The organism is Clostridium autoethanogenum DSM 10061 (assembly GCF_001484725.1).
In the GTDB taxonomy this organism is placed as follows: Bacteria; Bacillota; Clostridia; order Clostridiales; family Clostridiaceae; genus Clostridium_B; species Clostridium_B ljungdahlii.
The window spans coordinates 799794-824057 of sequence record NZ_CP012395.1; the positions used below are offsets into that span (position 1 = coordinate 799794).

The 24264-nt window shown below is 30.5% G+C and carries 20 protein-coding genes; 7 read left to right on the forward strand and 13 right to left on the reverse strand.

The window, feature by feature from the left end; all coding sequences use genetic code 11:
* Positions 1-12: 12 nt before the first annotated feature.
* From CLAU_RS03465 to CLAU_RS03495, 7 genes are all read right to left on the reverse strand, one after another.
* Positions 13-1026, reverse strand: coding sequence for an SPL family radical SAM protein (locus tag CLAU_RS03465; protein WP_013239307.1), 1014 nt, complete (start codon positions 1024-1026; stop codon positions 13-15).
* Complete coding sequence (locus tag CLAU_RS03470) at positions 992-1825, reverse strand: 5'-methylthioadenosine/S-adenosylhomocysteine nucleosidase family protein (RefSeq protein WP_013239308.1); 834 nt, start codon at positions 1823-1825, stop codon at positions 992-994. The genes CLAU_RS03465 and CLAU_RS03470 overlap by 35 nt, the downstream gene beginning before the upstream one ends.
* A gap of 74 nt (positions 1826-1899) precedes the next feature.
* On the reverse strand, positions 1900-2490 hold the full coding sequence (locus tag CLAU_RS03475; RefSeq protein ID WP_013239309.1) for a protein kinase-like protein: 591 nt from the start codon (positions 2488-2490) through the stop codon (positions 1900-1902).
* A 101-nt stretch (positions 2491-2591) separates the two neighbouring features.
* Positions 2592-4040, reverse strand: coding sequence for an MDR family MFS transporter (locus tag CLAU_RS03480; RefSeq protein WP_013239310.1), 1449 nt, complete (start codon positions 4038-4040; stop codon positions 2592-2594).
* Between the two features lie 150 nt (positions 4041-4190).
* Positions 4191-5360 carry a PDDEXK nuclease domain-containing protein gene (locus CLAU_RS03485; RefSeq protein ID WP_013239311.1) on the reverse strand — a complete coding sequence of 390 codons (1170 nt, stop codon included), beginning with the start codon at positions 5358-5360 and terminating at the stop codon, positions 4191-4193.
* Between the two features lie 98 nt (positions 5361-5458).
* Positions 5459-6370: a ribonuclease Z gene (locus CLAU_RS03490; RefSeq protein ID WP_013239312.1), complete on the reverse strand. Its 912-nt coding sequence runs from the start codon at positions 6368-6370 to the stop codon at positions 5459-5461.
* Between the two features lie 261 nt (positions 6371-6631).
* A complete protein-coding gene (locus CLAU_RS03495; RefSeq protein ID WP_013239313.1) occupies positions 6632-6853 on the reverse strand; it encodes a helix-turn-helix domain-containing protein in 222 nt (73 codons plus the stop codon).
* Positions 6854-7014: 161 nt separating this feature from the next.
* Between CLAU_RS03495 and CLAU_RS03500 the strand changes: the two genes are divergently transcribed.
* Both CLAU_RS03500 and iadA read left to right on the forward strand, forming a co-directional pair.
* Complete coding sequence (locus CLAU_RS03500) at positions 7015-8004, forward strand: biotin--[acetyl-CoA-carboxylase] ligase (RefSeq protein ID WP_013239314.1); 990 nt, start codon at positions 7015-7017, stop codon at positions 8002-8004.
* Positions 8005-8075: 71 nt separating this feature from the next.
* Positions 8076-9242 (forward strand): beta-aspartyl-peptidase, encoded by a 1167-nt coding sequence (gene iadA, locus CLAU_RS03505; RefSeq protein ID WP_013239315.1) that lies wholly within the window; start codon positions 8076-8078, stop codon positions 9240-9242.
* Positions 9243-9340: 98 nt separating this feature from the next.
* Here iadA and CLAU_RS03510 read toward each other — a convergent pair whose 3' ends face one another.
* A complete protein-coding gene (locus CLAU_RS03510; RefSeq protein ID WP_013239316.1) occupies positions 9341-10045 on the reverse strand; it encodes an ATP-binding protein in 705 nt (234 codons plus the stop codon).
* 710 nt (positions 10046-10755) lie between these two features.
* On the opposite strand from CLAU_RS03510, the gene CLAU_RS03515 reads away from it, so the two are divergent.
* Complete coding sequence (locus CLAU_RS03515) at positions 10756-11583, forward strand: methyl-accepting chemotaxis protein (protein ID WP_013239317.1); 828 nt, start codon at positions 10756-10758, stop codon at positions 11581-11583.
* 40 nt (positions 11584-11623) lie between these two features.
* Here CLAU_RS03515 and CLAU_RS03520 read toward each other — a convergent pair whose 3' ends face one another.
* Positions 11624-13003: an ATP-binding protein gene (locus CLAU_RS03520; RefSeq protein WP_013239318.1), complete on the reverse strand. Its 1380-nt coding sequence runs from the start codon at positions 13001-13003 to the stop codon at positions 11624-11626.
* A gap of 135 nt (positions 13004-13138) precedes the next feature.
* Between CLAU_RS03520 and larE the strand changes: the two genes are divergently transcribed.
* Complete coding sequence (larE, locus tag CLAU_RS03525; RefSeq protein ID WP_013239319.1) at positions 13139-13957, forward strand: ATP-dependent sacrificial sulfur transferase LarE; 819 nt, start codon at positions 13139-13141, stop codon at positions 13955-13957.
* A gap of 410 nt (positions 13958-14367) precedes the next feature.
* On the opposite strand, the gene asnB is transcribed toward larE, so the two are convergent.
* The 4 genes from asnB to CLAU_RS03545 form a co-directional block, all read right to left on the reverse strand.
* Complete coding sequence (gene asnB / locus CLAU_RS03530; protein WP_013239320.1) at positions 14368-16209, reverse strand: asparagine synthase (glutamine-hydrolyzing); 1842 nt, start codon at positions 16207-16209, stop codon at positions 14368-14370.
* 296 nt (positions 16210-16505) lie between these two features.
* Positions 16506-17363 carry a polysaccharide deacetylase family protein gene (locus CLAU_RS03535; protein ID WP_013239321.1) on the reverse strand — a complete coding sequence of 286 codons (858 nt, stop codon included), beginning with the start codon at positions 17361-17363 and terminating at the stop codon, positions 16506-16508.
* Positions 17364-17686: 323 nt separating this feature from the next.
* Positions 17687-19348: a glutamine--tRNA ligase/YqeY domain fusion protein gene (locus tag CLAU_RS03540; RefSeq protein WP_013239322.1), complete on the reverse strand. Its 1662-nt coding sequence runs from the start codon at positions 19346-19348 to the stop codon at positions 17687-17689.
* A 138-nt stretch (positions 19349-19486) separates the two neighbouring features.
* Positions 19487-20128 (reverse strand): YidC/Oxa1 family membrane protein insertase, encoded by a 642-nt coding sequence (locus CLAU_RS03545; RefSeq protein WP_013239323.1) that lies wholly within the window; start codon positions 20126-20128, stop codon positions 19487-19489.
* A 477-nt stretch (positions 20129-20605) separates the two neighbouring features.
* Here CLAU_RS03545 and CLAU_RS03555 point away from each other — a divergent pair, with 477 nt between their 5' ends.
* The 3 genes from CLAU_RS03555 to CLAU_RS03565 all read left to right on the forward strand — a co-directional run bounded on the left by CLAU_RS03555 (position 20606) and on the right by CLAU_RS03565 (position 24196).
* Positions 20606-21805 carry a MerR family transcriptional regulator gene (locus tag CLAU_RS03555; protein ID WP_013239325.1) on the forward strand — a complete coding sequence of 400 codons (1200 nt, stop codon included), beginning with the start codon at positions 20606-20608 and terminating at the stop codon, positions 21803-21805.
* A 70-nt stretch (positions 21806-21875) separates the two neighbouring features.
* On the forward strand, positions 21876-23054 hold the full coding sequence (locus tag CLAU_RS03560) for a DegT/DnrJ/EryC1/StrS family aminotransferase (RefSeq protein ID WP_023161958.1): 1179 nt from the start codon (positions 21876-21878) through the stop codon (positions 23052-23054).
* A 20-nt stretch (positions 23055-23074) separates the two neighbouring features.
* Positions 23075-24196, forward strand: a complete 1122-nt coding sequence (locus CLAU_RS03565; protein WP_023161959.1) for a DegT/DnrJ/EryC1/StrS family aminotransferase — start codon at positions 23075-23077, stop codon at positions 24194-24196.
* Positions 24197-24264 lie beyond the last annotated feature (68 nt).

Below are 24264 nucleotides of genomic sequence, written 5' to 3' on the forward strand. Positions count from 1 at the left end.
TTTGCATTATTTTTATTGTACAAACACTTTAGATTTTTTAACATATTTGCAAACCAGATCATATACAAAATTGACCAAAAGCTTATGATGCTCTTCTGAATAACTGCAAGTTCCATCTGCAATTTTAAATGGATAAGCCAATAATAGCGATTGTGGATTCATTTTCTCCATGTTCTTTAAATAATCCTTTCCAATTCTAAATACACCAATACTCACATCCTGTATATTTTCTTCCGGAATAGCCCTAAATGTATCTTTTACACAATTTTTATAATATTTTTCCCAATTATGTACATATAACAGTGGATCAAAGCAAACTCTCACCTTCCATCCCCTATCTACAGCACTTTTAATACTATTCAACCTGGGCCTAAAACTTGGAGCACTCATTTCATATTTCCTGCAAATTTCTTCTGGTGAAAGAGTCCATGCAAGTATTACATTATCCTGCGGCACCACATCTTCTATACTTTTAAAATTGGAACTTTTAGTTCTTACCTCTATTTTTAAATTATTATGTTTTTCTGCAAACTGTATCCATTTTCTAATAAAACCTGTTATATTTTCAAAGGCCATAAGATCCGTATCATAAGATATACATAAATAAACGGAGTGCTTTTTTAGAATACACTCCACCTGTTTGAAAACATCTTCCAAATTCACAAATAGAACTATATTTGCCGAAGAATAAACTCCTTGCAAATAACAATACTCGCAATTATACAAGCAATTCATAATAGATGAAGTATAATAAAAATGTTCATTTCCAAAATCATCACATACCCTTGCACCTTCATAAATTAAGTTTCCATCATTGCGTGCAAGTATTAGTTTAGGAGACTTTTTTTGCACCAGAAAATCTTGATTGTGTCTGCAAAATACATCTTTATAATGATTTATTTTTATAACATTGGATTTTTTAAACTTAGACAGTATCCTCTTTGTATTTTCATTTTCAATAACCCCTTTTTCCACATAAATATGAGAAAAACTACATAAGTTCAAGCTGTTGTACAAGTTTTTCAAAATACATCTTCCTCTCATATTTAGTCTTACAGTAAATCTGGGTAAAGGGCTCAAGAGCTAGGATTAAGTTATCATTTCTAACCTTATATCCTTTAGCTAACTTCTTTAACTGGTGCTGCATGGAAACAGATAAATTAAAATTGCATACTATTTCATTTATATAGTTCATGTCCTTTTCATCCAATATATCCTTAGGTTTTGCACATTCGTGTTCGATATCCTGTATCCAACTACATATTTCATCTAACTGTTCACAAATTAATTCAGTAACTTTTTCCCCAGTTACATTTGTTCCATCCAAATAGTCAGATACTATCTTCAAAGAATAAATTCTATGGGGCGGCATAAATATAGATACCGCTTGAAAAAAAGCAGCTCCTTCCATGTCTACAATGTCTCCTCTTATTTTTTCTAGATCATTTTCATCCACTATTTTTGCAAAACTCTCCAAACATGCTTCTTTAAAAGGATGTTTAAATATCATGTCAGGATAAAAATCCTTATCCGTAATGTTATCAATTATTTTATTACAAAGTACTAATGTTCCAATTTGAAACGTTCTATCTTTACTTCCACAAACGCCTATATTTATAAAGGTATCGTATTGGTCAGCTTCAAATTTAGCTATAATATATGCACAAGCAGAAGCCATATTTATTGCTCCAGTTTTACTTACTATAAGTACAATTTCTTCATTTTTAAAAACTTGAATTTTATTTACGGAATTATCCCTTTTTAAATCAAACCTTTCTATAAATGGCTTTGCCTCACAATGTAATGCTGTTACTATAAAAACCATATTTGCCTCCCTGTTGCCACTGTATTTATAAATAATTATACTTTAAATATACACTGAAGTGTATTAAATATCTATTACTTTATCCCCCTGCATAAATACCTTTTTATTTTATAGTTCCAATCTTCATAAACTTCACCATAGTCTTCTTTTACAAATTCTAAAAATTCATCTAATACTCCCAATTTATCTAATCCTTTCATTAAATGTCTTGGATAATCGCAGCATTTGGAATAATTATTTTTAGGATCTATTACTTTTATGGAAGAATCTTTACATAAATATAAGTCCTTACACCTTATATCCAGTTTAGTAAACTTGAGTTTCTGAAACTCTTTAATAAGATTAATAATGTTCTTTGCAACTTTTTCATTTAACCCATTTTGTTTAATGTAGTAATCAAGTCTCTCCCCTTTTGCATAACTTCTCACAATATAATAAAGCCCATGAGAATATATTTTAGGAAAATACTTGCTCTTACTAGTTTTTTGTAATATGTTATATTCACTTCTGCAAACATATTTGCTTTTAAATATTTTAATCACTCTATTATTATCTTCTAATAAATAAACAATTCCATTATGACCACATCCTAAAAAATTTGCCCTCCTAAGCATGTTTTCAGCTGCGCTATCTAATTGAATATAATATCCATCCCTTTTCTTCATAAATATACCTTTCTATATTATTCTTAGTATATTGTATGAAACTATATTTTGTAACATGAGTACTTAAAATCAAGTATCTCATGGTAATATAGAAAATTTTTTTACTTTATTTTGAATTTCTTTGGAAAAAGTAATCCAAATAAGAAAGAAATCAAATTTATTCCAATAACGCATATAAATAAAAGATGCAAACCTGAAATCAAAGATTTCTTTATCAATTGAAGTGAAACACCACTATTTAAAATAGATGAAGAATAAAGATTACTTGGATTTATGTCTTTTATTCCTATGTTCTGGAAATACTTTATTATACTTAAATTAAATATAGTACCGAATATGCTCACACCTATGGTTTGTCCTAAATTTCGAAGAAGAATATTTGATGCCGTAGCTGCTCCTCTCATATCATAGTTTACAGAATCCTGCACCACTATAGTGACAATTGTAAAAGTACCTCCAAAACCAAAACCCATTATAGAGACACACAATATAATCCAAGGTAATGCTGAACCTACACTAAAAGTCAATAAAATGAAACTAGAAAGCAACAATATAATGGAACATATTAAAATTATACTTTTTTCCTTATATATAGTCAGCCATTTTGAAAGAACTATAGAAGATATAAGCCAGGTAAATGACATAGGAGCAATACAAATGCCTGAAATAGTTGCTCCAAATCCAAGTACATTTTGAATATAAATTGGCATATATACATCAATTGCAATTAGTGAAGCTGATACTAAAAAGCCTATTATACTGACAACTATGTTGACTCTTGTAAATATTTCAAAAGGCATGATAGGCTCCTCCGACTTTTTTTCCACAAAATAAAATACAAACATAAGTGCTAAAGCTACACCTATGCATATAACTGGAAGAACCATGTCAGGCGAACTTTTTTTCCCGACACTTAAAAATCCATACAAAATAAGCACTATGGAAGTAGTTAAAACCAGTGTTCCCATATAATCTATTCTTACTTTCCTCTTCTTAAAATTCTCCTTTAAATTATTTTTAAGAAGCACTATAGAAATTATTCCAAAAGGTATATTTATAAAAAATATCCAGTGCCAGGAGAGTGTATCTATTAGAAATCCTCCTAAGAAAGGGCCAAGTAGACTAGCAACTCCCCACACTGTACCTACCCATCCTTGAATCTTTGCCCTCTCAGAAGCAGCAAATAAATCTCCAACTATAGTATATGTTACTGTAAATATTGAGCCTGCACCTATTCCTTGAAGAGCACGAAAAGCTATAAGTGAATACATATTCATAGATATTCCACATAAAAAGCTTCCTAATAAAAATATTGATATTCCTACAATTAATGTATTTTTTCTTCCATATAAATCTGATAATTTACCATATATAGGCGTAGTTATAGTAGAAGTAAGTAAGTACATAGAAAATATCCAGCTCATTAATTCAAACCCATTTAAGCTTTTCACAATAGTTGGAATAGCCGTAGTTACAACAGTTCCTTCTACAGCACCAAGAAATGTAGCTAGCATTATTGCAATTATTATATTTCTGTTTTTTGACTCCATATTAAATCACATCCTTTAGTAAGTACCGAAATTTGTCCTTAAAAAAACCTCAGGTTTATATGGCATTTTCAAAGGAATAACTTGTCAGTATGCTATCCTATTTTCTTTCAAATGCCTTATAGTCCTGAAGTTTCATTCAATATCCTTTTTTCAATCTTTTAATTTTATCTTAATTCCACGTCCTATTTCCTTTATAGTAGGTAATATTCCTTCAAATTGCTCTGGTATATTTTCACTTAACATATATTCTGCATTTTTAGGATCATCTACATCCTTAAAGGCATACTGTACAATTAGCTTTTCTCCATCCTTACATAAAACTATACCTATAGATGAGTTGTCCCCTTCATCTCTTACTGAGTCATCCATGGCAGAAAGATGGAAAGTTAAAATTCCAAGATATTCTGGTTTAAATTTCCCTATTTTTAGTTCAACAGCTATATAACATTTTAATTTCAAATTGTAAAAAAGTAAATCCTCATAATAATCTCCACCTGAAAGTTCCATATGATGTTTTTTTCCTACTAAGGCAAATCCAGAATTCAATTCCAGGAAAAATTCTACTACACTCTTTATAAAATGCTGTTGAAAAGCCTTTTCTTTAATTTCATCTGAAATGTCCATAAAATCCATGAGATACTCATCTTTTAGTATAGGAGAAAATTTTTTAATATCACCTTCAGATAGATCTTCTCCCTGTTCTTTTGAAATAGCATCCTTTATGAAACAAAAACTGTCTTCAGATTTTGTTTTTGTTTTTTCTTCATTCTTTTCTTCTTCAGAGTCTTTTTCCTCAGAAGTAATAATGCTTTTACTTTCAATATTTTCTTTTTCAGGGGATTCTGCATTAAAAAGTTCTGCATAGTCTAATTCCTCAATTCCACACTCTTTATCTATCTCCCCTATTAAATCTTCAACGGACCAATCTTTTTCCCACATCTTATCTATGTATTCTTTTCTTTTATCAACATTTCTTATCTTATTCATGAGAATTAAGTTACACGACCAGCTTATTTTAGATGACAATTGACTTACATAATCCTGAGAATTATATTCTTCAGCAAATCTAGCCATATTTTCTAAATTCTTTTCTGTAAAGCATAGATTACCTGGGAACTTACCTTTAAGATATTCTACTGTTTCACTTATAAATTCCGACTCGCAGCCTTCTTTTTCTCTCATTAAAATTAAATTTCCTATCTTCCAGTAGAGCATAAACATATACTCATTTATATTTACCAGTGCTTTATTTTTAAAAAGAATTATATCTTCCTCTAAGTTCTTAAAAAATGTATCCATATCATTATGATGTTCTATCATTTAAAAAATCACCTCACAATAAAATTTTTCCCATAATTTTATTATAGGGTAAAACATATAATATTACTACCCAGGTCATAGTCATTTATTTGTAATTTCTAATCTTTAAAATTTATACTTTTTACATATCTATCTTTTCCAAGCACTGTTTTTTCAAATATACTTTGGGCATTTTGTAGATACAATTCTGGTTTAGGCATAGAAGGACTAAAATGAGTAAGCCACAATTCTCCCACTTCCGCCCTTTTGGCAAGAGCAGCTGCTTCTGAAAATAACATATGTTTATACTGAATGGCCTTTGAAATATTTTCATCTTCTCCATACATCCCCTCACATATAAATACATCAGATTTTTCTACAAATTGAGCTAATTCATGGGTTGGTCTTGAATCGGTACAATAAGACACTTTTAATCCACTTCTTTTATCTCCAAGTACCATTTCAGGAGTATATATTTTTTCTCCATATTCTATCTTTTCTCCCTTTTGAAGTCTGTTCCAGAGGATTAACGGCACTTGATTTTTTAAAGCTTTGTCTCTATCAAATTTTCTATTTCTATCTACACCTATGGAATATGCAAAACATGGCATTCCGTGGTCTACAGGTAATACATCTATATTAAAATCTCCTATTTTTTCAAAGTAACTTTCTTTACCACAAAGTTCAAGTAAGTTTATGCTATAGGGGAGCACAGGTGCTATTACCATAAGTCCCTCTATTACTTTTCTTAATCCTATAGGTCCAATTATCGTGATAGGCATATTTCTGCCAGAATTAGCTATGGTAAGAAGCAATCCTGGCAGACCTGCTATGTGGTCTGCATGAAAGTGTGTAAATAAAATTACATCTATATTTTTTATTTTACATCCAAGTATTTTTAAGCTAACTTGAGTTCCCTCACCACAATCTATAAGTAGTTTTTTTCCATTATAAGATGCTATCATAGATGTAAGGTACCTATCTGGCACAGGCATACTTCCCCCACATCCTAATAAGCATAAATCCAACATAATTTCCACCTTCTCTTCTAATTAGTATACGCCTAATGTCTATTTTTAAGCTAGAACTTAATTTAATTTTTTTATCTGATGACTACCTGCTCTAATACTTCATCTTATGCCAAGAACTCTGTTTATCACTTGAGAGATTAAAATAAAAAAATAGGATTTATCCTGAGATCATCTTCACCTTCAGTGATAAATCCTTAATTATATAAGTGTTTTAAAATAATTCATCTATTATAACTTTTATTTAAGAAGTTTTTACGGCAATCATGCACTTAATATTAAATCATCAATTTTACAGCCAAGTATCTTTGCAATCACTGCAACTTTTTCAAGGCTTGGATTTTTCTTATCTCCTCTCTCCAATTCTTCCAAATAAGATTTTGAAATTGAAGTTTGAAATCTGGTATCTTTAGCAAGATTTTGAATATCCAAAGTAGTATATCCCAAACTTACTCTTATATCACGAATTTTTTTTCCGTTTAACATAAGAAAACCCCCTATTTAATATTAACTTCTTTAAATTGATTATATTACTTTTAAGCAGGAATTTACAGATAAATTTTATTTTTTTAATATAAACCTAACAAATATTTAATAGTACAACTGTGTTATAATACCATTAAGTATTATAATAAGGTGGTTTTTACATGAAACATTATGAAGTTCTTTACTTACTAAAAGAAAATAGAAATGACTTTGTTTCCGGTCAACTTATAAGTGAGAAATTAGGTGTAAGTCGTACTGCTATATGGAAATATATAAAAGCATTAAAGGAAGAAGGTTATACTATAGACTCTTCCTCTAAAAAAGGATATAAACTTATAAGTTCCCCTGATATACTTACTTCTGAAGAAATTAAGGGCTATTTGAATACAAAATATATAGGCAAAAAAATTATTCATTATGAAAGCATAGGATCTACAAATACCACAGCAAAAAAATTAGCTGAACAGGAAGAAGAAAATGGAACTATAATTATAGCCGAAGAACAAACTGCAGGACGCGGCAGGATCGGCAGAACATGGTCATCTCCTAAATATAAAAGTATATATTTTTCTATAATATTGAGGCCGAATGTAAATCCTATGGAAGTTCCAAAGATAACACAGATAATTGCTGCTGCCATAATAGAAGGATTAAAAGAATTAAAAATAGAGGCTAAAGTAAAATGGCCAAATGATATAGTAATAGATGGTAAAAAGGTTTGCGGTATTTTGACAGAAATGAGCGGTGAGTTAAATAAAGTAAATTATGTAATTCCTGGAATAGGCATAAATGTAAACTTAAACAAAGAAGATTTCCAAGAAGATATTTTAAATAAAGCCACTTCTCTTAAAATAGAAACAGGATCAACTATGGATAGAAAAGTTATCTTAGGTACTATATTAAATAAATTTGAACCTCTATATGAAGAATTCGTTCAAAAAGGGACTATTGAATCCTCTATAGAAGTATGCAAAAATAATTCTGCTGCTATAGGTAAAAATATACGTATAATTCAAAATAAAAGTGAAAGACAGGCAAAAGCAGTAGATCTAGCTGAGGATGGTAGATTAATCGTACAATATGAAAATGGTTCTTTTGAAAAATTAATATCTGGGGAAATTTCTATAAGGGGTTTAGATAAATATATTTAAAATGGTTAAAACTTTTATATTTAAATCATAATAAAAATATCGGCAAAATATATTTAAGGATGTGCTAAAAAATGATTTTAATAAAAAATGTAGAATTATTTAATCCTAAATCTATGGGTAAAAAAAGTATATTAACCTGTTTTGATAAAATATCTTACATATCTAAAAAGATAAACTTTCCATCTAATAATTTTCCTACAGTTGAAATAATAGATGGCGATGATTTAATTGCAATTCCCGGTTTGATTGATCTCCACATACATATAAATGGAGCCGGAGGTGAAGGAGGCTTCAATAACAGAACTCCTGAACTAAACCTTACAAATCTTACTTTGAACGGTATCACTACCTGTGTAGGGCTTTTGGGAACAGATGGAATTACAAGAAATATGGGTGGACTTATAGCTAAAGCCCGGGCTCTTGAAAAGGAAGGCATAACAACATACTGCTGGACAGGGTGTTACTCCGTTCCCACGAGGACTCTTACAGACAGTGTGAGAGGAGATATTGTACTTGTAGATAAAATAATAGGGGCTGGTGAAATAGCTGTATCCGATCACAGGGACAGTCATCCTTCTGAAGAAGATTTAATACATTTAGCTTGTGAAACAAGAATAGGTGGAATCATTTCAGGCAAATGTGGTGTACTTCACATGCATCTAGGAGATGGTAAAAAAGGTATGACTCCTCTATTTGATTTAATAGATAAATCAGACATACCTTTTGAAAACTTGCTGCCTACACATTTAAATAGAAACAGTTTAGTATCCAAGCAAGCCTTAGAATATTTAAAAATAGGTGGATTTATAGATATAACTACTGGAATTAAAAATGAAGGGGATACTGCTCAAAGTGCCCCTGAACTCTACAGTAAAATTCTAAAGGAAAATATATCTCCTTATCACGTAACTATGAGCTCTGATGCAGGAGGAAGCATGCCTATATTTGATGATAAAGGCAATCTAACAAAATTAACTGTAGGACTTCCATCTACAGATATGGAATCAATAAGAGAGTGTATAAAAATGGGGCTATCTATGGAAGAATCCATCATTCCTTTCACTTCATCCCCTGCAAAATTTCTAAAATTTGAACATAAGGGCTCTCTCCTTGAAGGTTATGATGCTGATCTAATTTTATTGGATAAAAAACTAAACATACATACTCTCATAAGTAAAGGTAGAATTATGGTTCAAAATTACAAACCAGTAGTATATGGAACCTTTGAAAACAGTTGACAGTTAACAATTTACAATTAATAAAATTTTGCCTGAAGTCAAAATAAATTTAAAGGATTTTCAACTTTCGCTGAAAATCCTCATTAATTGTGAATTGTCTAAATTGATATTATAACTTCTTCATAAGGAATTATTGTCTTTGCCCTAAGCATTGCATTTTTCACTGCATTTACAATGCCTAAGCAGCATGGTACTTCCATTCTCACTACAGTTATACTTTTCAAATCATTTTTCTCTATAATTTCAGTTAATTTATCTTCATAATATTTAATGTCGTCTAACTTAGGACACCCTATTGCTGTAATGTGATCCTTTATAAATTTTTTATGAAAATCTCCACAGGCATATGCAGTACAATCAGCCGCTACAAGTAACTTTGCATTTCTAAGATAAGGTGCATTGGTATTTATAAGCCTTAATTGAACAGGCCACTGTGTTAACTCAGAAGCAGCACTAAAATTTTCTGAATTCTTTTTATCTATATGCACATTTTTATCTGAAGCTCTCTCTATCTTTCTAGCTGCTGTACCTGGACATCCACAGGGCATAACTTCTTTCTTTTCCTTTTTTTTAGCCTTTTTAGCAACTAGTTCCTCGTCATAATCCTTACTTTCTCTTTCAATTATGCTTATAGCTCCTGTAGGACATTCAGGAAGACAGTCACCAAGTCCGTCACAGTACTCATCACTTATAAGTTCAGCTTTTCCCTTTACAAGTTCAATAGCACCTTCATGACATGCATTTACGCAAAGTCCACATCCATTGCATTTCTCTTTATTTATATTAACAATTTTTCTTATCATAGTATTTTCTCCTCCTTACTTTACTGTCTATATTATAATAAAATGCAGTCACAAAATCTGTAACATATGTTACTAAGTCTAAAGAGTAAATAACATATAATAATAACTTTTCTTTTAAATGAAGAAAAGGAAACGAAAATTTCGTTTCCTTCCCTACTACTTATTGTACAATTATCTTCTGCATCCACATCCGCAACATAACAATAACAGTATTATTATTATTACTACTTCTCTTCCTCTACCATCGTGTCTACATGACATAAAGAACCCTCCTTATCTTCCTAAAATAATTCTAAGCTATCTAATTTCTCATCATTTGCTCTACACTTTATTATATTAATTAAGTTTATAAAGGTTACTGCTAAGTTAAGAAATTTGCTTTTTTAGTATTAGTAACTAGCAACGTCCACAACCACAACCGCAGCATAGTAATAATATTATTATAATTATTACTACCTCTTTTCCGTAACCCCCACATCTACATGACATAAAGTTTCCCTCCTTGTCTTCTTTTAATATTTTTATAAATATTTATTGATTCTCACTTTTCATCATCTGTTCTATACTTCTATAATATTAATCAAATTAATAAATGTTACTTTTAATTTTTGTTAGCGACAATTAGAAATTTGTCTTATTTAAAATATATGATATAGTTATATGTGAAAATGTTTAACTATACCATAAAAATTTGGAGGTACATAATACTTATGGACGAATTAGAAATTAATAATAAGTTGCAACAAGCTTTTGATACCTTAATCCCTTATATGCATTACTTTTTTGATGATGAAATAGCCTTTACCATGTCAACTACAACTCATTTTTTAAGAGTAGTAAATAGCAAAAACATTAATATGAATGCAAAACCAGGTGATCCTTTAAGACCTACTGGCGCAGCTTATGAATGTATAAAAGCAAGAAAACCTATTTCTACTATAGTTCCTAAAGAAACTTTTGGTGTAGAAATAAAAGCTATAGGACTACCTGTAAAGGAAGGTAATGAAATCATAGGAAGCATAGTACTCGTAAAAAGTTTGGAAAGACACAATAAATTTGTTGAGATGTCTAAAGTACTGTCAAGTGCAATAGAAACTCTTTCAGAAACCTCAAGTGTACTGTCTTCTGACATAGATGAAATGACAAAACATAACGAGGTTTTATTATCAGAAGTAAACGATGCCTCTGATAAAACTAAAAATACAGATGAAGTTTTAAATTTTATAAGAAATATAGCATCTGAAACTAATCTACTGGGATTAAATGCATCTATTGAAGCAGCAAGAGCTGGAGATCGGGGAAAAGGATTTACAGTAGTAGCAAACCAGATAAGAAAGTTATCTAATTCCAGCAGTAAGTCTATAAACGAAATAAATTCTACATTAACTGAAATAGAAAAATCTGTAGCCAAAATATCTGAAGGCCTTGCATCAACAAAAGATACTTTCAATAACCAATTCTCCAAAATTCACGAAATAGATTCTTCCATAAATAACTTATCCGAATTGGTAGACAAGCTTAGAGATTTATCTGAATAAATAAATAAAACTCAGGAATTTGATTTCCTGAGTTTTTCTTTTAATTAATATTATTTTTCTCTATAATGTTATGCCCTTCTATCCAATCTACAAATTGTCTTGCAGTTCTTGCAGAACGTCCATTGTACCAAAGTTCCCACTTAAGAGCCTCTCTATGTAAAGTATCTTTGTCTATATTTAATTTTCTTCTTTCAGCTATTCCATCTACAATCTGCAAATACTTATTTTTATCTGGAGATACAAATACTACATTTATTCCAAATCTATCTGCCAGTGAAAGTTTTTCTTGCACACTATCTCCTTCATGTACTTCCCCTTCTGATCCGGAATAGGAAGACATCATTCTCTCATTAAAATATTCTTTTACAAGATGTCTCCTATTTGATGTAGCATATATTATAATATTAGAGGATTTATTTTCAAGTCCTCCTTCAAGTATAGACTTAAGTGCAGTATAACTTTCTTCATCATCCCCAAATACAAGGTCATCTATAAATATAATAAATTTTTCAGGCCTGTTTTTTAATTTTCTTATTATATTGGGAAAATCAACAAGATAAGATTTTGGAAGTTCAATCATACGAAGTCCTTGAGTATAATATTTATTGAGTATGGCTTTTACCGTGGATGATTTACCTGTACCCCTATCTCCATGAAGAAGTACATTGTTTGCAAAAAATCCATTTAAAAACTGCAGTGTATTTTCTATTACTATTTGGTGCTCTCTCTCATATCCAATAAGATCTGAAAGATCAATGGGATCTGGATTTTCAATTCCCTTAAAGCAGCCTTTGCCCTCAATATGTTCCCACATAAAAGCCCTGTAACGAGCAAAAATTCCACAACCATAGTGATTATGAAAATCTTGAATATCATCTACACATTCATCCCAGCTACCGCTATTATAAATTTTTTCTTTTATGTCTCTTACATACCCTGGACTATTTATTCCTTGAAAATCAAGTTCTGTTTTCCACTCCGGTAATCTCTCTACTACATGTTTTAATTTACTGTCAGAAATATACTTTAACACACTTTCCTTTACATCTGTGGAAGTTAATTTAGCAATACAACAAAGATTTCTTAAATCGTTTTTAGCAGCTTCCTTAATTACATCATTTTTCTTTTTTAATTCTTTGTTTTCAGCTTTCATGGAAAATGGATTTTCATTGAAAATCACTTTATCCATGATATATTCCTGTAGAGAACAATATCCACTGTTTACTAATTTAAAAAAGAAATCATTGTACATGTTTGCAGTGTAACCTATATTGATTTTCTCCATATCAATATAGCTTATAAGATTTCTCAAATTTTTTATTACTTCATCTTCAAGTAAATTTCTATAAATAGATACTGAATCAAAAGCTAGTTTTACATATCTTATTTCAAAAATATTTTTTGAATTTGTGCTTTTCATAAAAAGCACCCCCCTATGTGTCTTTTTTAGTATATATTTCATTTTAACACACAAGGATATGATTTTAAATCATATTGTAAATTCTATGTTATACTATACATGAACTTAAAACTATAGCATATTAGGGGGATAATTATGGATATAACAAATTTAAAACTAGAAGACTTAAAAGAAAATTTGAGAAATATTAAAAGTGGAGTAATTGCTTTTTCGGGTGGAGTAGACAGTACTTTTTTGCTAAAAATTGCCCATGATATCCTTGAAGATAAAGTAATAGCAGTTACCGCTGCTTCATCTACTTATCCTAAAAGGGAATTAGACGAAGCTAAAAAATATGCTAAATCAATAGGGGTAAGACACCTGATTATAGAATCAGAAGAACTCGACATTAAAGGCTATAAAGAAAATCCTGTAGACAGATGTTATTATTGCAAAAAAGAATTATTTTCAAAACTAAAAGAAATTGCAAAAGAAAATAATGTAGCTTATGTTTTAGATGGAGCAAATTTAGATGATACTGGAGATTTTAGACCTGGCATGAAAGCAGCTAAAGAACTAGGCATATTAAGTCCTTTAAAAGAAGCTGAGCTTACCAAAGAAGATATTAGAAATCTTTCAAAAAGAATAGGACTTCCAACCTGGAACAAGCCTTCTTTTGCATGCCTAGCTTCCAGATTTCCTTACGGAAATGAGATCAACAGTCAAAAACTAAAAATGGTAGAAGATGCAGAGCAATTTCTTATGGATTTAGGTTTTAAACAAGTTAGGGTAAGACATCACAACGAAATTGCCCGAATTGAAGTTGATCCAGAAGAAAGATCTAAGTTTTTTAATGTAGATATAATGGATAAGGTTGGACAAAAATTAAAAGAAATAGGTTTTACATATGTAACCTTAGATCTATTAGGCTATAAAACTGGCAGCATGAATGCTGTACTAAAGGATGCTAAATAAGATTTTCTAATCAAAAAAATCAATTTATACTCCGGATATTTTTTACAACATTTAGCTCAGTTAAATATTGTGATAAGCCTAAGTAAAAAATTCTAAAAAATCTAAGAACTTTTGAAAACTCGTACCTCAAACAATTCAAAAGTTCTAAGTTTTTACGAATTTTTTACTAAGCCTTATTTACAAAATATTTAAATGAGCTTCATTATTGTAAAAATATACCTGCGTATAAGTTGATTTTTAAGTTAGAAAACATACAATAAAGTATCTCTGTTATACGTTTATTTTTAAGAATACCACTGTATGAGATTTTCAAAATACCGAACTTTAGACTTGTCAAAAGTTTTTATGGTGCTAAAATTTGTCATTACATTACCTGTATAAGTTAACTTTCAAGCTAGAAACTCTATTTTTTAAAATTCTATCTTGATATTATACTCTTTAAGCCATGTATTTACCTGAATAAGATATGCAAGAAGCTGTGGTCCTCTCATAAGTTGGCCAAACCAAGGTGCTTTAAAAGAAGATCCTCCTGTATCTATTAATGTCTTAACTGATTTTTTATCTATAAGCGGCAAAATAGGAGAACTCTTGTCTTTCATAATATCTGACATCCGTTTTGTAACTATTTTTGTATATTCAGGGTTATGAGTTTTTGGGTAAGGGCTCTTTTTCCTTTCAACAATTTCCTTTGGCAGTATTCCTTCTAGTGCCTTTCTCAGTAAGCCCTTTTCTCTTCCTTTATAAAATTTTATCTCTGGTGGTATATTAAAAGCATACTCTACCAATCTATAATCTGCAAAAGGTACTCTAACCTCCAAACTATTAGACATACTCATACGATCTTTTCTATTTAAAAGTGTTATCATAAACCATTTTATATTTAAATAAAATAATTCTCTCATTCTGTACTCTAATTTGGATTCACCATCTATGTGAGGCACCTGTTTTATACTACTTTTATATTGTTCATTTAAATATTCCTCCAAATCAAGTGCCTTTAATTCATCAGACAATATTTCCTTTCTTGAATTAATAGATTTTGACCATGGAAAAGTATCTGCATTAATGTCTTCAGGTCTTCTATACCACGGATATCCTCCAAAAATTTCATCTGCACATTCACCTGACAGTGCAACTGTATTGTCTTTCCTTATTTCCTTGCAAAAAAGATATAGTGAGGAATCAATGTCTGCCATTCCAGGCAAATCGCTAGCTCTTACAGAATCATAAAGGGCATCTGCTAAATCAGAGCTTGTATTTATAATCCCATGATGAACACTTTTTATATAATCCGACATTTTTAATGCCCAGACTCTATCTGGTGTAGGTTCAAAAGAATTTGCTTTAAAATATTTGTCATTATCTTCATAATCAATAGAGTAGGTATTTAAAGTCTTTCCTTGTTTTTTAAACTCTGCTGCAGCTACTGTAGATATAACACTAGAATCAAGTCCTCCTGAAAGCAGTGTACAAACGGGTACATCTGCTACAAGCTGTCTCTTAATGGCATCTACAAGCAGTGTTTTTACATGCTGAGCCGTTGTTTCTGTATCTTCATTGTGAATTTTACACTGTGGTTTCCAGTATTCTCGCAGCTTAATACCATATCTATCATATAGAACATAATTAGCAGGTGGTACTTCATATATACCTTTAAATACACCTCCACCCAAAGATCTAGCAGGTCCAAGGGCAAATATTTCAGTCAGGCCATCCCTATCAACTACAGGTTCAATAAAGGGATGGGCCAGTAATGTTTTTATTTCTGAACCAAATATAAGTGAATTATCTTTTACTGTATAAAATAGTGGTTTTACTCCTAATGGATCTCTTGCCATAAATATCTGATTTTTACTTTCATCCCATATTGCAAAAGCATATATTCCATTTATATGTTTCAAACAATTTATTCCCCAATGGATGTAACTGGTTAGAAGTACCTCTGTATCAGAATAGGATTTGAAAGAATAATTTTCTTTTACAAGTAACTTTCTTAAATCCTCAGTATTATAAAGTTCTCCATTGTATACAATAATATATCTCCTGCCACCTACACTTTTTGACATAGGCTGTGCACCACCAGAAGGATCCACAACTACAAGTCTTCTGTGTCCTAAGAGTGCATTTTTAGAAAAGTAATAGCCTGCATCATCAGGTCCTCTTTTCTTTAAAGTATCTGTCATATTTAAAATAACATCTCTGTTTTTGGAAATGTCCTCTTTTAAATTAATCCATCCTGCAATTCCACACATAAGAAGCCGCCTCCGAATAAATATTATTAATGTACATATAATTTAATCTATGATTTAAAAAATGTATATGTGAATGAATTTTTCTATTTATCCGATGACTACCTGCTCTAATACTTCCACTTATCCAAGTGTATGTTGCGAGCAGCTACGTCCCTGAATAACGATTTTTCCTAAAGGATAACGTCTTCTAAGTGCTAAAAAAGCACTTAGAAGATTGTTAATAAGCACCAGGTGGAGTTAAAACTCCATCTGATGCCAAGAACTCTGTTTATCGAAGGCAACAATTTTCAATTACTCTAATTTAATGTTTCAAAAGTGTATCCTTTTGACTTTAAATACTGTATTACTTCAGGAAGAGCTTGTACTGTTGTCGCCTTTGTAGCGGCATCATGCATCAAAACTACTACAGTATCATCATTACTATATTTTCTAAGTTCATTCAATAAAACGTCCACAGGAACATTATTTCTCATAGCATCTCCAATCCAATCATTCCAATCCACATAATGATATCCTGCTTTTGTAACTGCATCTTTAAAAGGATTCAAATTCAAATGACGTGTATTGAAGGAACCACCTGGAAACCTTACTAGTTTTAAATTGTAATCTTTTCCTACTATGGACTTAATTACTGTATCACATCTATTTATGTCATCTACAAATACTGATGGATCTTCTCTATATTTAAGTTCATGGCTATAAGTATGATTTCCAACTACATGTCCTTCTTTTACTTCTTCTTTTACCAACTCCTTATTTCTCTCAGCATTTTGTCCAATTAAAAAGAAAGTTGCCTTTATATTATTTTGCTTCAATATTGAAAGTATTTTTAAAGTATTTGGGGAAGGACCATCATCAAAAGTTAAATAAGCCACTTTCTTTCCATCTGTTCTCTTGGTTTTCCAAGGCATATACGCTCCTGCAGGCTGCTTTGTTGTAAATCTTTGTTTTAGTTCATCCTGCTGCTTTTCTTCAGCGCTTTTCTGATGCTCTACTTTATTAGAAGTAGTTACTACTGCATGTTTTTTATATGCAACTTTAGTTCCTATAAAAAATGCCCAACCAAAAATACATAAGAAAAGGATTCCTATAATTATACTGTTTCTTTTCTTGATGATTCTATTTTTTTTAATTCTGTCCTCATATTTATTCATCAGTTCCATCTCCCTAATAAAATTCTAATGTCATACATCATTTGAAAGAAAATAACAAGTCAAATAGGCTAGCATACTGACTAGATATTTCTTTGAAAATGCCTAAGTAAAATTAAAAAATAACATTTCGATACCTTCCTTTAATTTCCCTATTTATAGTATAATAAATCATTCTATTTTACTATACATTATGACAAAATGTAATCATTTTGTAATTTGTTTTAACTCTTTAATGATATATTCTAAAAAATCTGAAATTATTCATTGGCATAAAAAAACTATAGAGAAGTTATAGTACTATAACTTCTCTATAGTTTTTTAGATTATTTTTTTATTTTAAAAGAACTCTTAAGGGATACTATTCTATTAAATACTAGCTTACCTTCTTGAAAAAACCTAGGATCAACATTGAAATATCCATGTCTGAAAAATTGAAATTTTTGGCCTGATTTTGCATTCTTCATATCAGGCTCCAAAAATCCATTTAATATTTCCAAGGAATTTGGATTTACATTATCTAAAAATGAATCACTGCCTTCTTCTTCCTTTTCATCTAAAATTAAAGGTTCATAAAGTCTTATTTCTGCTGGAATTGCAGTACTTGCATTTACCCAATGAAGTGTACCTCTAACTTTTCTTCCGTCAGGACTATTTCCTCCCTTTGATGCAGGATCATAGCTGCAGTGAAGCTCTTTTATGTTCCCTTCTTCATCCTTTATGACTTCTTCACATTTTATAAAATAAGCACCTTTTAATCTAACTTCATTTCCCGGAAATAATCTATAATATTTTTTAGGTGGATTTTCCATAAAGTCTTCTTGTTCAATATATATTTCCTTTGAAAAAGGTACTTTTCTAGTTCCTGCTGTAGGATCATCTGGATTATTTTCAATTTCAAAAGTATCACATTGTCCTTCAGGATAATTTGTTATTACGACTTTTAGCGGTCTTAGAACAGCCATAGTTCTAGGTGCTTTTGTTTCCAGATCATCTCTTAAAAAGTAATCTAGCATTTGAGAATCTACTACACTACTTGCTTTTGCCACGCCTATAGCTTTACAAAATTTGCAGACAGATTCTGGTGTAAATCCTCTTCTTCTAAGTCCTGCAATAGTTGGCATACGTGGATCATCCCATCCATCTACAAAATTCTCATCTACTAATTTTTTAAGTTTTCTTTTACTCATTACCATATTTGTAATGTTAAGCCTAGCAAATTCTATCTGCTTTGGCACATTTTCCATTTCACATTCACGCACTACCCAATCATAAAGAGGTCTGTGATCCTCAAACTCAAGTGTACATATGGAGTGAGTTACTCCCTCAATGGCATCTTCTAGCGGATGTGCAAAATCGTACATAGGATATATGCACCATTTATCTCCAGTATTGTGATGTGGAGCATGTGCTATACGATATATAATTGGATCTCTCATATTTATGTTAGGAGAAGTCACATCAATTTTAGCTCTTAAAACTTTTTCTCCATCTTTAAATTCTCCATTTTTCATTCTTTCAAATAATTCAAGATTTTCTTCTACAGTTCTATTTCTATAAGGACTTTCCTTGCCAGGTTTAGTTAAAGTACCCCTATATTCTCTTATTTCATCTGGAGTCAAATCGCACACAAAAGCTTTACCTTTTTTTATTAAAAGTAATGCTCTTTTATACATTTCATCAAAATAACTGGAGGCAAAGTGCAATTCATCCCAATCATATCCAAGCCATTTTACATCTTCTTTTATTGACTCTACATATTCTGTATCCTCTTTTGAAGGATTAGTATCATCAAATCTTAAATTAGTTCTTCCACCAAATTCATCTGCCAATCCAAAATTTAAAACTATTGACTTCGCATGGCCTATATGTAAATATCCATTAGGTTCTGGAGGAAACCTTGTTATTATTTTTTTATACTTTCCTGACTTCATGTCTTCTTCTACTATGTTTTTAATAAAATTTGATGAACTCTTGCTTTCTTCCATAAGTTAACCATCCTTTTCTAAAACTTATTTAATTGATATGTACATCAGAGTGGTAATCGTTACCTGACCAAATCATGATTTGGATTCTCTGATTGAAAGAAAAGGCATTTTTTATAAGTAAATGCCTTTTCTAAATATCTATACAAATTGCTTGTTTTTAATATAAATTCTAAAGGCTATCTCTTCTACAAGTGAAAAAACACTAGATGTTATAAAATACAATCCAAGTGCTATTGGAGCTTTAATTGTTATTAAAAGTCCAATTACTCCAGGAAGTATAGCTGACATCTTATTGTACTGCACTTCCCTATAGACTTTAAAATAATCTATAGAATTTACTAGGCCAGGCAGCATTGAAATGATCGAATACATTATAGGAACTATAAAATAACTATCGCTTAATTTTATTGAAGCTACCCAAGGTATAAGCACTGTACCTGAAACTACAGGCATGTTTATAATGGTTTTATAAAGCCCACCTATTATAGGAAGCTGAATAATTGTAAGCAAACATCCCATCATACTTTTTAAATTATCCTTATAACAGTTTTGTATTTCCTTTTCCATCTTAAGCTTATCATTTTTATACCTAATTTTTATGTCTTCCATCTTTTTAGCAACTTTCTGCTGCTTTAAAATGCTGAACCTTTGTTTCATAGACATAGGCATCAAAAGTACCTTTACAATTAAAGTGAGAACAACAACTGCAATACCCCAATCTCCCGTAAAATTAAATACATGATTGAGCAAAGCACCCAGTAAATTAAAAATAATGTTCATATAATATCTCCTATCTATAAATTATTATATTTTAAAACATTATTCTTAAATAAGGCTGTGTAAAGTATATCCACACTTTATATTTTTCGTAACTCACATACTGTTTTATATATAATTTTTTTGGATAACCCAATGCCCTTAAAACTATACATTCTATTAAATTATATCTAATACTTTCTCTTAAGCTTTTATGTACCTGTAAAACACCAGAAAAAACTGCAGTTATACACATAAACAACAGAATAAAGTAGAAAATATTGAAAAAGTCCATGTTCATGATAAACATTCCTTTAAAATAAATTATATATGAAATACTTTTATTTGATATTACCATATAATGATTTTATATTCAACACAAACCCTTTATTTATGCTAATATAACCATAATATCACAAAAATATTATTCGAAAATAAAATTTTTTGTTGACGCTTACCTTACGTCATGTGTTACAATAATTTAGGCAGAGGTGATAAATAATGACTTCCCATAAATCAGAACTAGTAAGTATCGGCAAATTTGCCCAAAAATCAGGTGTTACCTTGAGGACTTTAAGATACTATGACAAAATAGGTCTTTTAAAACCCTGTGCCTATACTGAGTCTGGTCACCGATTATATAATGTTGAAGATTTCGGTAAACTTCAAAAAATACTTACTCTTAAATTTATAGGTCTTTCACTTGAGGATATATCTAAAATAATGAACTATGATTTAAATCAAGGTGATTTAAAGAGATCTCTCCAAATACAAAAAAAGATAATGAAAGAAAAAATATACCACATTGAAGCTGTAATAAAATCCATAGATGAAGCTGTGCATATGCTTGACAATGACAAAGAACTCAATTGGAACAAGTTTATAAACATAATAAGCATAGTAAATACAGATCAAAAGTGGATGGAACAATATGAAAATGCCTCTAACTTAAAAGCCAGAATAAGGATTCATGAACTTTTCAGCACAAATAAGCGAGGATGGATGAAATGGTTTTTTAATCAATTAAATATTCCTTCCAAAGCCTCTATTTTGGAACTTGGATGTGGTAATGGGGAGCTATGGCAAAAAAACTTAGATAAAATTCCTGAAGGTTGGGACATTACTCTTACTGATTTTTCCCCTGGAATGCTTCAGGATACAAAAAATAATTTAGGCATTAATTCAAAAAGATTTACATTTAAAATAGCAGATGTACAAAATATACCTTATGAGGACAATAGTTTTGATGTAGTGATAGCAAACCATGTATTATACCATGTAAGTGATGTAGACAAATCCCTTTCAGAGATTTATCGTGTTTTAAAACCTAAGGGCTATTTTTATGCCTCAACTGTAGGTAAAAATCATATGAAAGAAATGAGAGAAATCGTTAAAAAATATAACTTTAAGAATATAACTACAGATAGTTTTAATATTACAGAAAGTTTTCAACTTGAAAATGGTCTGTTAAAACTCTCTAAGTGGTTTAAAGATGTAAAAATGAAAAGATATAGTGATAACTTAAAGCTAACAGCTGCATCTCCTCTCATAGATTATATATTTTCTATGCCAGGCAATACAAAAACTACATTTGACAAAGATAAACTTGAATCCTTTGCAGAATACTTACAGTCTGAAATAAACAAAAATGGGTATATTTATATAACAAAAGATACTGGTTTTTTTGAAAGTAGAAAATAGCACTTAAAAATTAATCTACAATCTAAAAACTTATATAAATTAGACAACGAAATGAAAGGATTGATTATAAATGAATAAGAAAATACCATTCTCACCACCAGATATAGGTGAAGCCGAAATAAACGCAGTTGTAGAAGTTTTAAAATCAGGATGGATTACTACAGGTCCAAAATGTGCTGAATTTGAAAAAAAGATTGCTGAATATTGTAATAGTGATAAAGCACTAGCTGTAAACAGTAATTCTGCTGGACTAGAACTTGTGTTGAAAGAATTTGACATAAAAGCAGGAGATGAAGTCATAACTACTCCTTATACTTATACTGCAACAGCAAGTGCTGCTATACGTAGAGGAATAAAACCAAAGTTAGTAGATATAGAAAAAAATTCTTTCCTAATTGATTTAGAAAAATTGGCAGATGCTATAACACCTAATACAAAAGCTATATATACAGTAGATGTTGCAGGAGTACCTATAGATTATGATGCTGTTCGCAAAATATTAAAGGATAAAAATCGCGAAGATATAATTTTTGTATCGGATTCTGCACATTCATTTGGTGCAAAATACAAAGGCAAAAGGGTTGGTTCTCAAGCCGATTTCCATGTTTTCTCCTTTCATGCAGTAAAAAACTTTACTACTGCTGAAGGTGGTGCAATAACATTTAACGAGAATGATAAATTTGGTAAAAAGGACTTATATAAGGATTTTAAGTTGGAATCCCTACATGGCCAATCAAAAGATGCTCTTTCCAAAATGCAGGCAGGCGCATGGAAATATGATATAGTTACAGATGGAGGTAAATGCAATTTAACTGATATATCTGCAGCTATAGGTTTAGCACAATTTCCAAGATATGAAGAAATGCTAAAAAAACGTAAAGCTATATTTGATTTATATACTAAATTTTTAAATAAAAAGGATTGGGCTATAATTCCGTTTACGAAAGATGCTATACGTGAAACTTCATACCACTTATATCTTCTTCGTATAAAAGACTTTAGTGAAGATCAAAGAAATGAAGTAATAAAATCCCTTGCGGCAAAAGATATAGCTACTAATGTTCACTATACTCCTTTGCCTATGTTTACACTTTACAAAAATTTAGGTTACGATATAAAAGATTATCCAAATGCATATAATCACTATGCAAATGAAATTTCTGTACCGGTTTATTCTCTTCTTAAATTGGAAGATGCAGAATATGTCGTTAAAGAATTAATTTCTGCTGTAGAAAAAGTCATGAAATAAATTGAAAGCGAGGACAAAAAATGAAAGTTAATTTTTTTACACCTACAAGAGAATACTTAGAAAAGAAAGAAGAATTTAATAAGGCTATATCAGCTGTACTTGAAAGTGGAAGTTTTATATTTGGACCTCAAGTATCGGAACTTGAAGAAGAAATAAAAAAATATACAGGAGCAAAACATGCCATAGCTGTAGCTTCTGGAACAGATGCACTTTTAGTTTCTTCCCATGCACTTGGATTTAAAGATGGAGATGAAATTATAACTTCCCCTTTTACATTTTTAGCTTCAACTTCTTGTATAGCTAAATTAAATGCAAAACCAGTTTTTGTTGATGTAGATGAAGATACTTTTAATCTAGATGCAAATAAAATAGAAGAAAAAATAACTTCAAAAACTGCAAGTATATTACCAATACATCTTTTTTCACAGATGGCAGACATGGACAAAATAATGGATATAGCATCCAAACATAATTTAAGCGTTTTAGAAGACGCTGCAGAAGCTTTTGGTATGCAGTGGGGAGGTTCCTCAAGTGAATACAAACATTCTGGTACTATAGGAGATATTGGTATTTATTCATTTTTCCCAACAAAAACACTAGGTGGTTATGGCGACGGAGGCATGATAGTAACTAATAATGACAAGTTAGCTGAAACTGCTAAAATGCTTAGAGTACATGGTGCTTCTAAAAAATATCATTATGACTATATAGGATATAATTCAAGACTTGATTCTATTCAAGCTGCTGTACTTTTAGTTAAACTAAAGTATATAGACAATGCACTTAAGCAAAGACAAAAAGTAGCTGATTGGTACAAAGAAAGACTTGCTGATTGTGACTATATAAAACTTCCTACAGTTAAAGGAAATCAAAAACCAGTATACTATGCATTTAATACATTAGTAGAAAAAAGAGATGAACTTGCTGCATACTTAAAGGAAAATGAAATCGGAACTAGTATTTATTATCCAATCCCTCTTCATCTTCAAAAGTGTTTTAATTATTTAGGCTATAAGAAAGGTGATTTCCCTGTAGCTGAAAAACTTTCAACTAAAGTTTTAGCTCTTCCTATATACCCTGAAATAACTGAAGATGAAGTTAACTTTGTGTGCGAAACCATTAAAAAATTCTATACAAAATAACCTTATACAAAAAGCAGTATTTAGATTTTACACTAAGTACTGCTTTACAAAATTAACCACACTTTTAG

Excerpts from the sequence above, each read along its gene's own strand:
- CLAU_RS03470 (WP_013239308.1), bottom strand. The coding sequence starts at position 1,825 with ATGGTTTTTATAGTAACAGCATTACATTGTGAGGCAAAGCCATTTATA.
- CLAU_RS03475 (WP_013239309.1), bottom strand. The coding sequence starts at position 2,490 with ATGAAGAAAAGGGATGGATATTATATTCAATTAGATAGCGCAGCTGAA.
- CLAU_RS03480 (WP_013239310.1), bottom strand. The coding sequence starts at position 4,040 with ATGGAGTCAAAAAACAGAAATATAATAATTGCAATAATGCTAGCTACA.
- CLAU_RS03485 (WP_013239311.1), bottom strand. The coding sequence starts at position 5,360 with ATGATAGAACATCATAATGATATGGATACATTTTTTAAGAACTTAGAG.
- CLAU_RS03490 (WP_013239312.1), bottom strand. The coding sequence starts at position 6,370 with ATGTTGGATTTATGCTTATTAGGATGTGGGGGAAGTATGCCTGTGCCA.
- CLAU_RS03495 (WP_013239313.1), bottom strand. The coding sequence starts at position 6,853 with ATGTTAAACGGAAAAAAAATTCGTGATATAAGAGTAAGTTTGGGATAT.
- CLAU_RS03500 (WP_013239314.1), top strand. The coding sequence starts at position 7,015 with ATGAAACATTATGAAGTTCTTTACTTACTAAAAGAAAATAGAAATGAC.
- iadA (WP_013239315.1), top strand. The coding sequence starts at position 8,076 with ATGATTTTAATAAAAAATGTAGAATTATTTAATCCTAAATCTATGGGT.
- CLAU_RS03510 (WP_013239316.1), bottom strand. The coding sequence starts at position 10,045 with ATGATAAGAAAAATTGTTAATATAAATAAAGAGAAATGCAATGGATGT.
- CLAU_RS03515 (WP_013239317.1), top strand. The coding sequence starts at position 10,756 with ATGGACGAATTAGAAATTAATAATAAGTTGCAACAAGCTTTTGATACC.
- CLAU_RS03520 (WP_013239318.1), bottom strand. The coding sequence starts at position 13,003 with ATGAAAAGCACAAATTCAAAAAATATTTTTGAAATAAGATATGTAAAA.
- larE (WP_013239319.1), top strand. The coding sequence starts at position 13,139 with ATGGATATAACAAATTTAAAACTAGAAGACTTAAAAGAAAATTTGAGA.
- asnB (WP_013239320.1), bottom strand. The coding sequence starts at position 16,209 with ATGTGTGGAATTGCAGGATGGATTAATTTAAAAGAGGACATTTCCAAA.
- CLAU_RS03535 (WP_013239321.1), bottom strand. The coding sequence starts at position 17,363 with ATGAATAAATATGAGGACAGAATTAAAAAAAATAGAATCATCAAGAAA.
- CLAU_RS03540 (WP_013239322.1), bottom strand. The coding sequence starts at position 19,348 with ATGGAAGAAAGCAAGAGTTCATCAAATTTTATTAAAAACATAGTAGAA.
- CLAU_RS03545 (WP_013239323.1), bottom strand. The coding sequence starts at position 20,128 with ATGAACATTATTTTTAATTTACTGGGTGCTTTGCTCAATCATGTATTT.
- CLAU_RS03555 (WP_013239325.1), top strand. The coding sequence starts at position 20,606 with ATGACTTCCCATAAATCAGAACTAGTAAGTATCGGCAAATTTGCCCAA.
- CLAU_RS03560 (WP_023161958.1), top strand. The coding sequence starts at position 21,876 with ATGAATAAGAAAATACCATTCTCACCACCAGATATAGGTGAAGCCGAA.
- CLAU_RS03565 (WP_023161959.1), top strand. The coding sequence starts at position 23,075 with ATGAAAGTTAATTTTTTTACACCTACAAGAGAATACTTAGAAAAGAAA.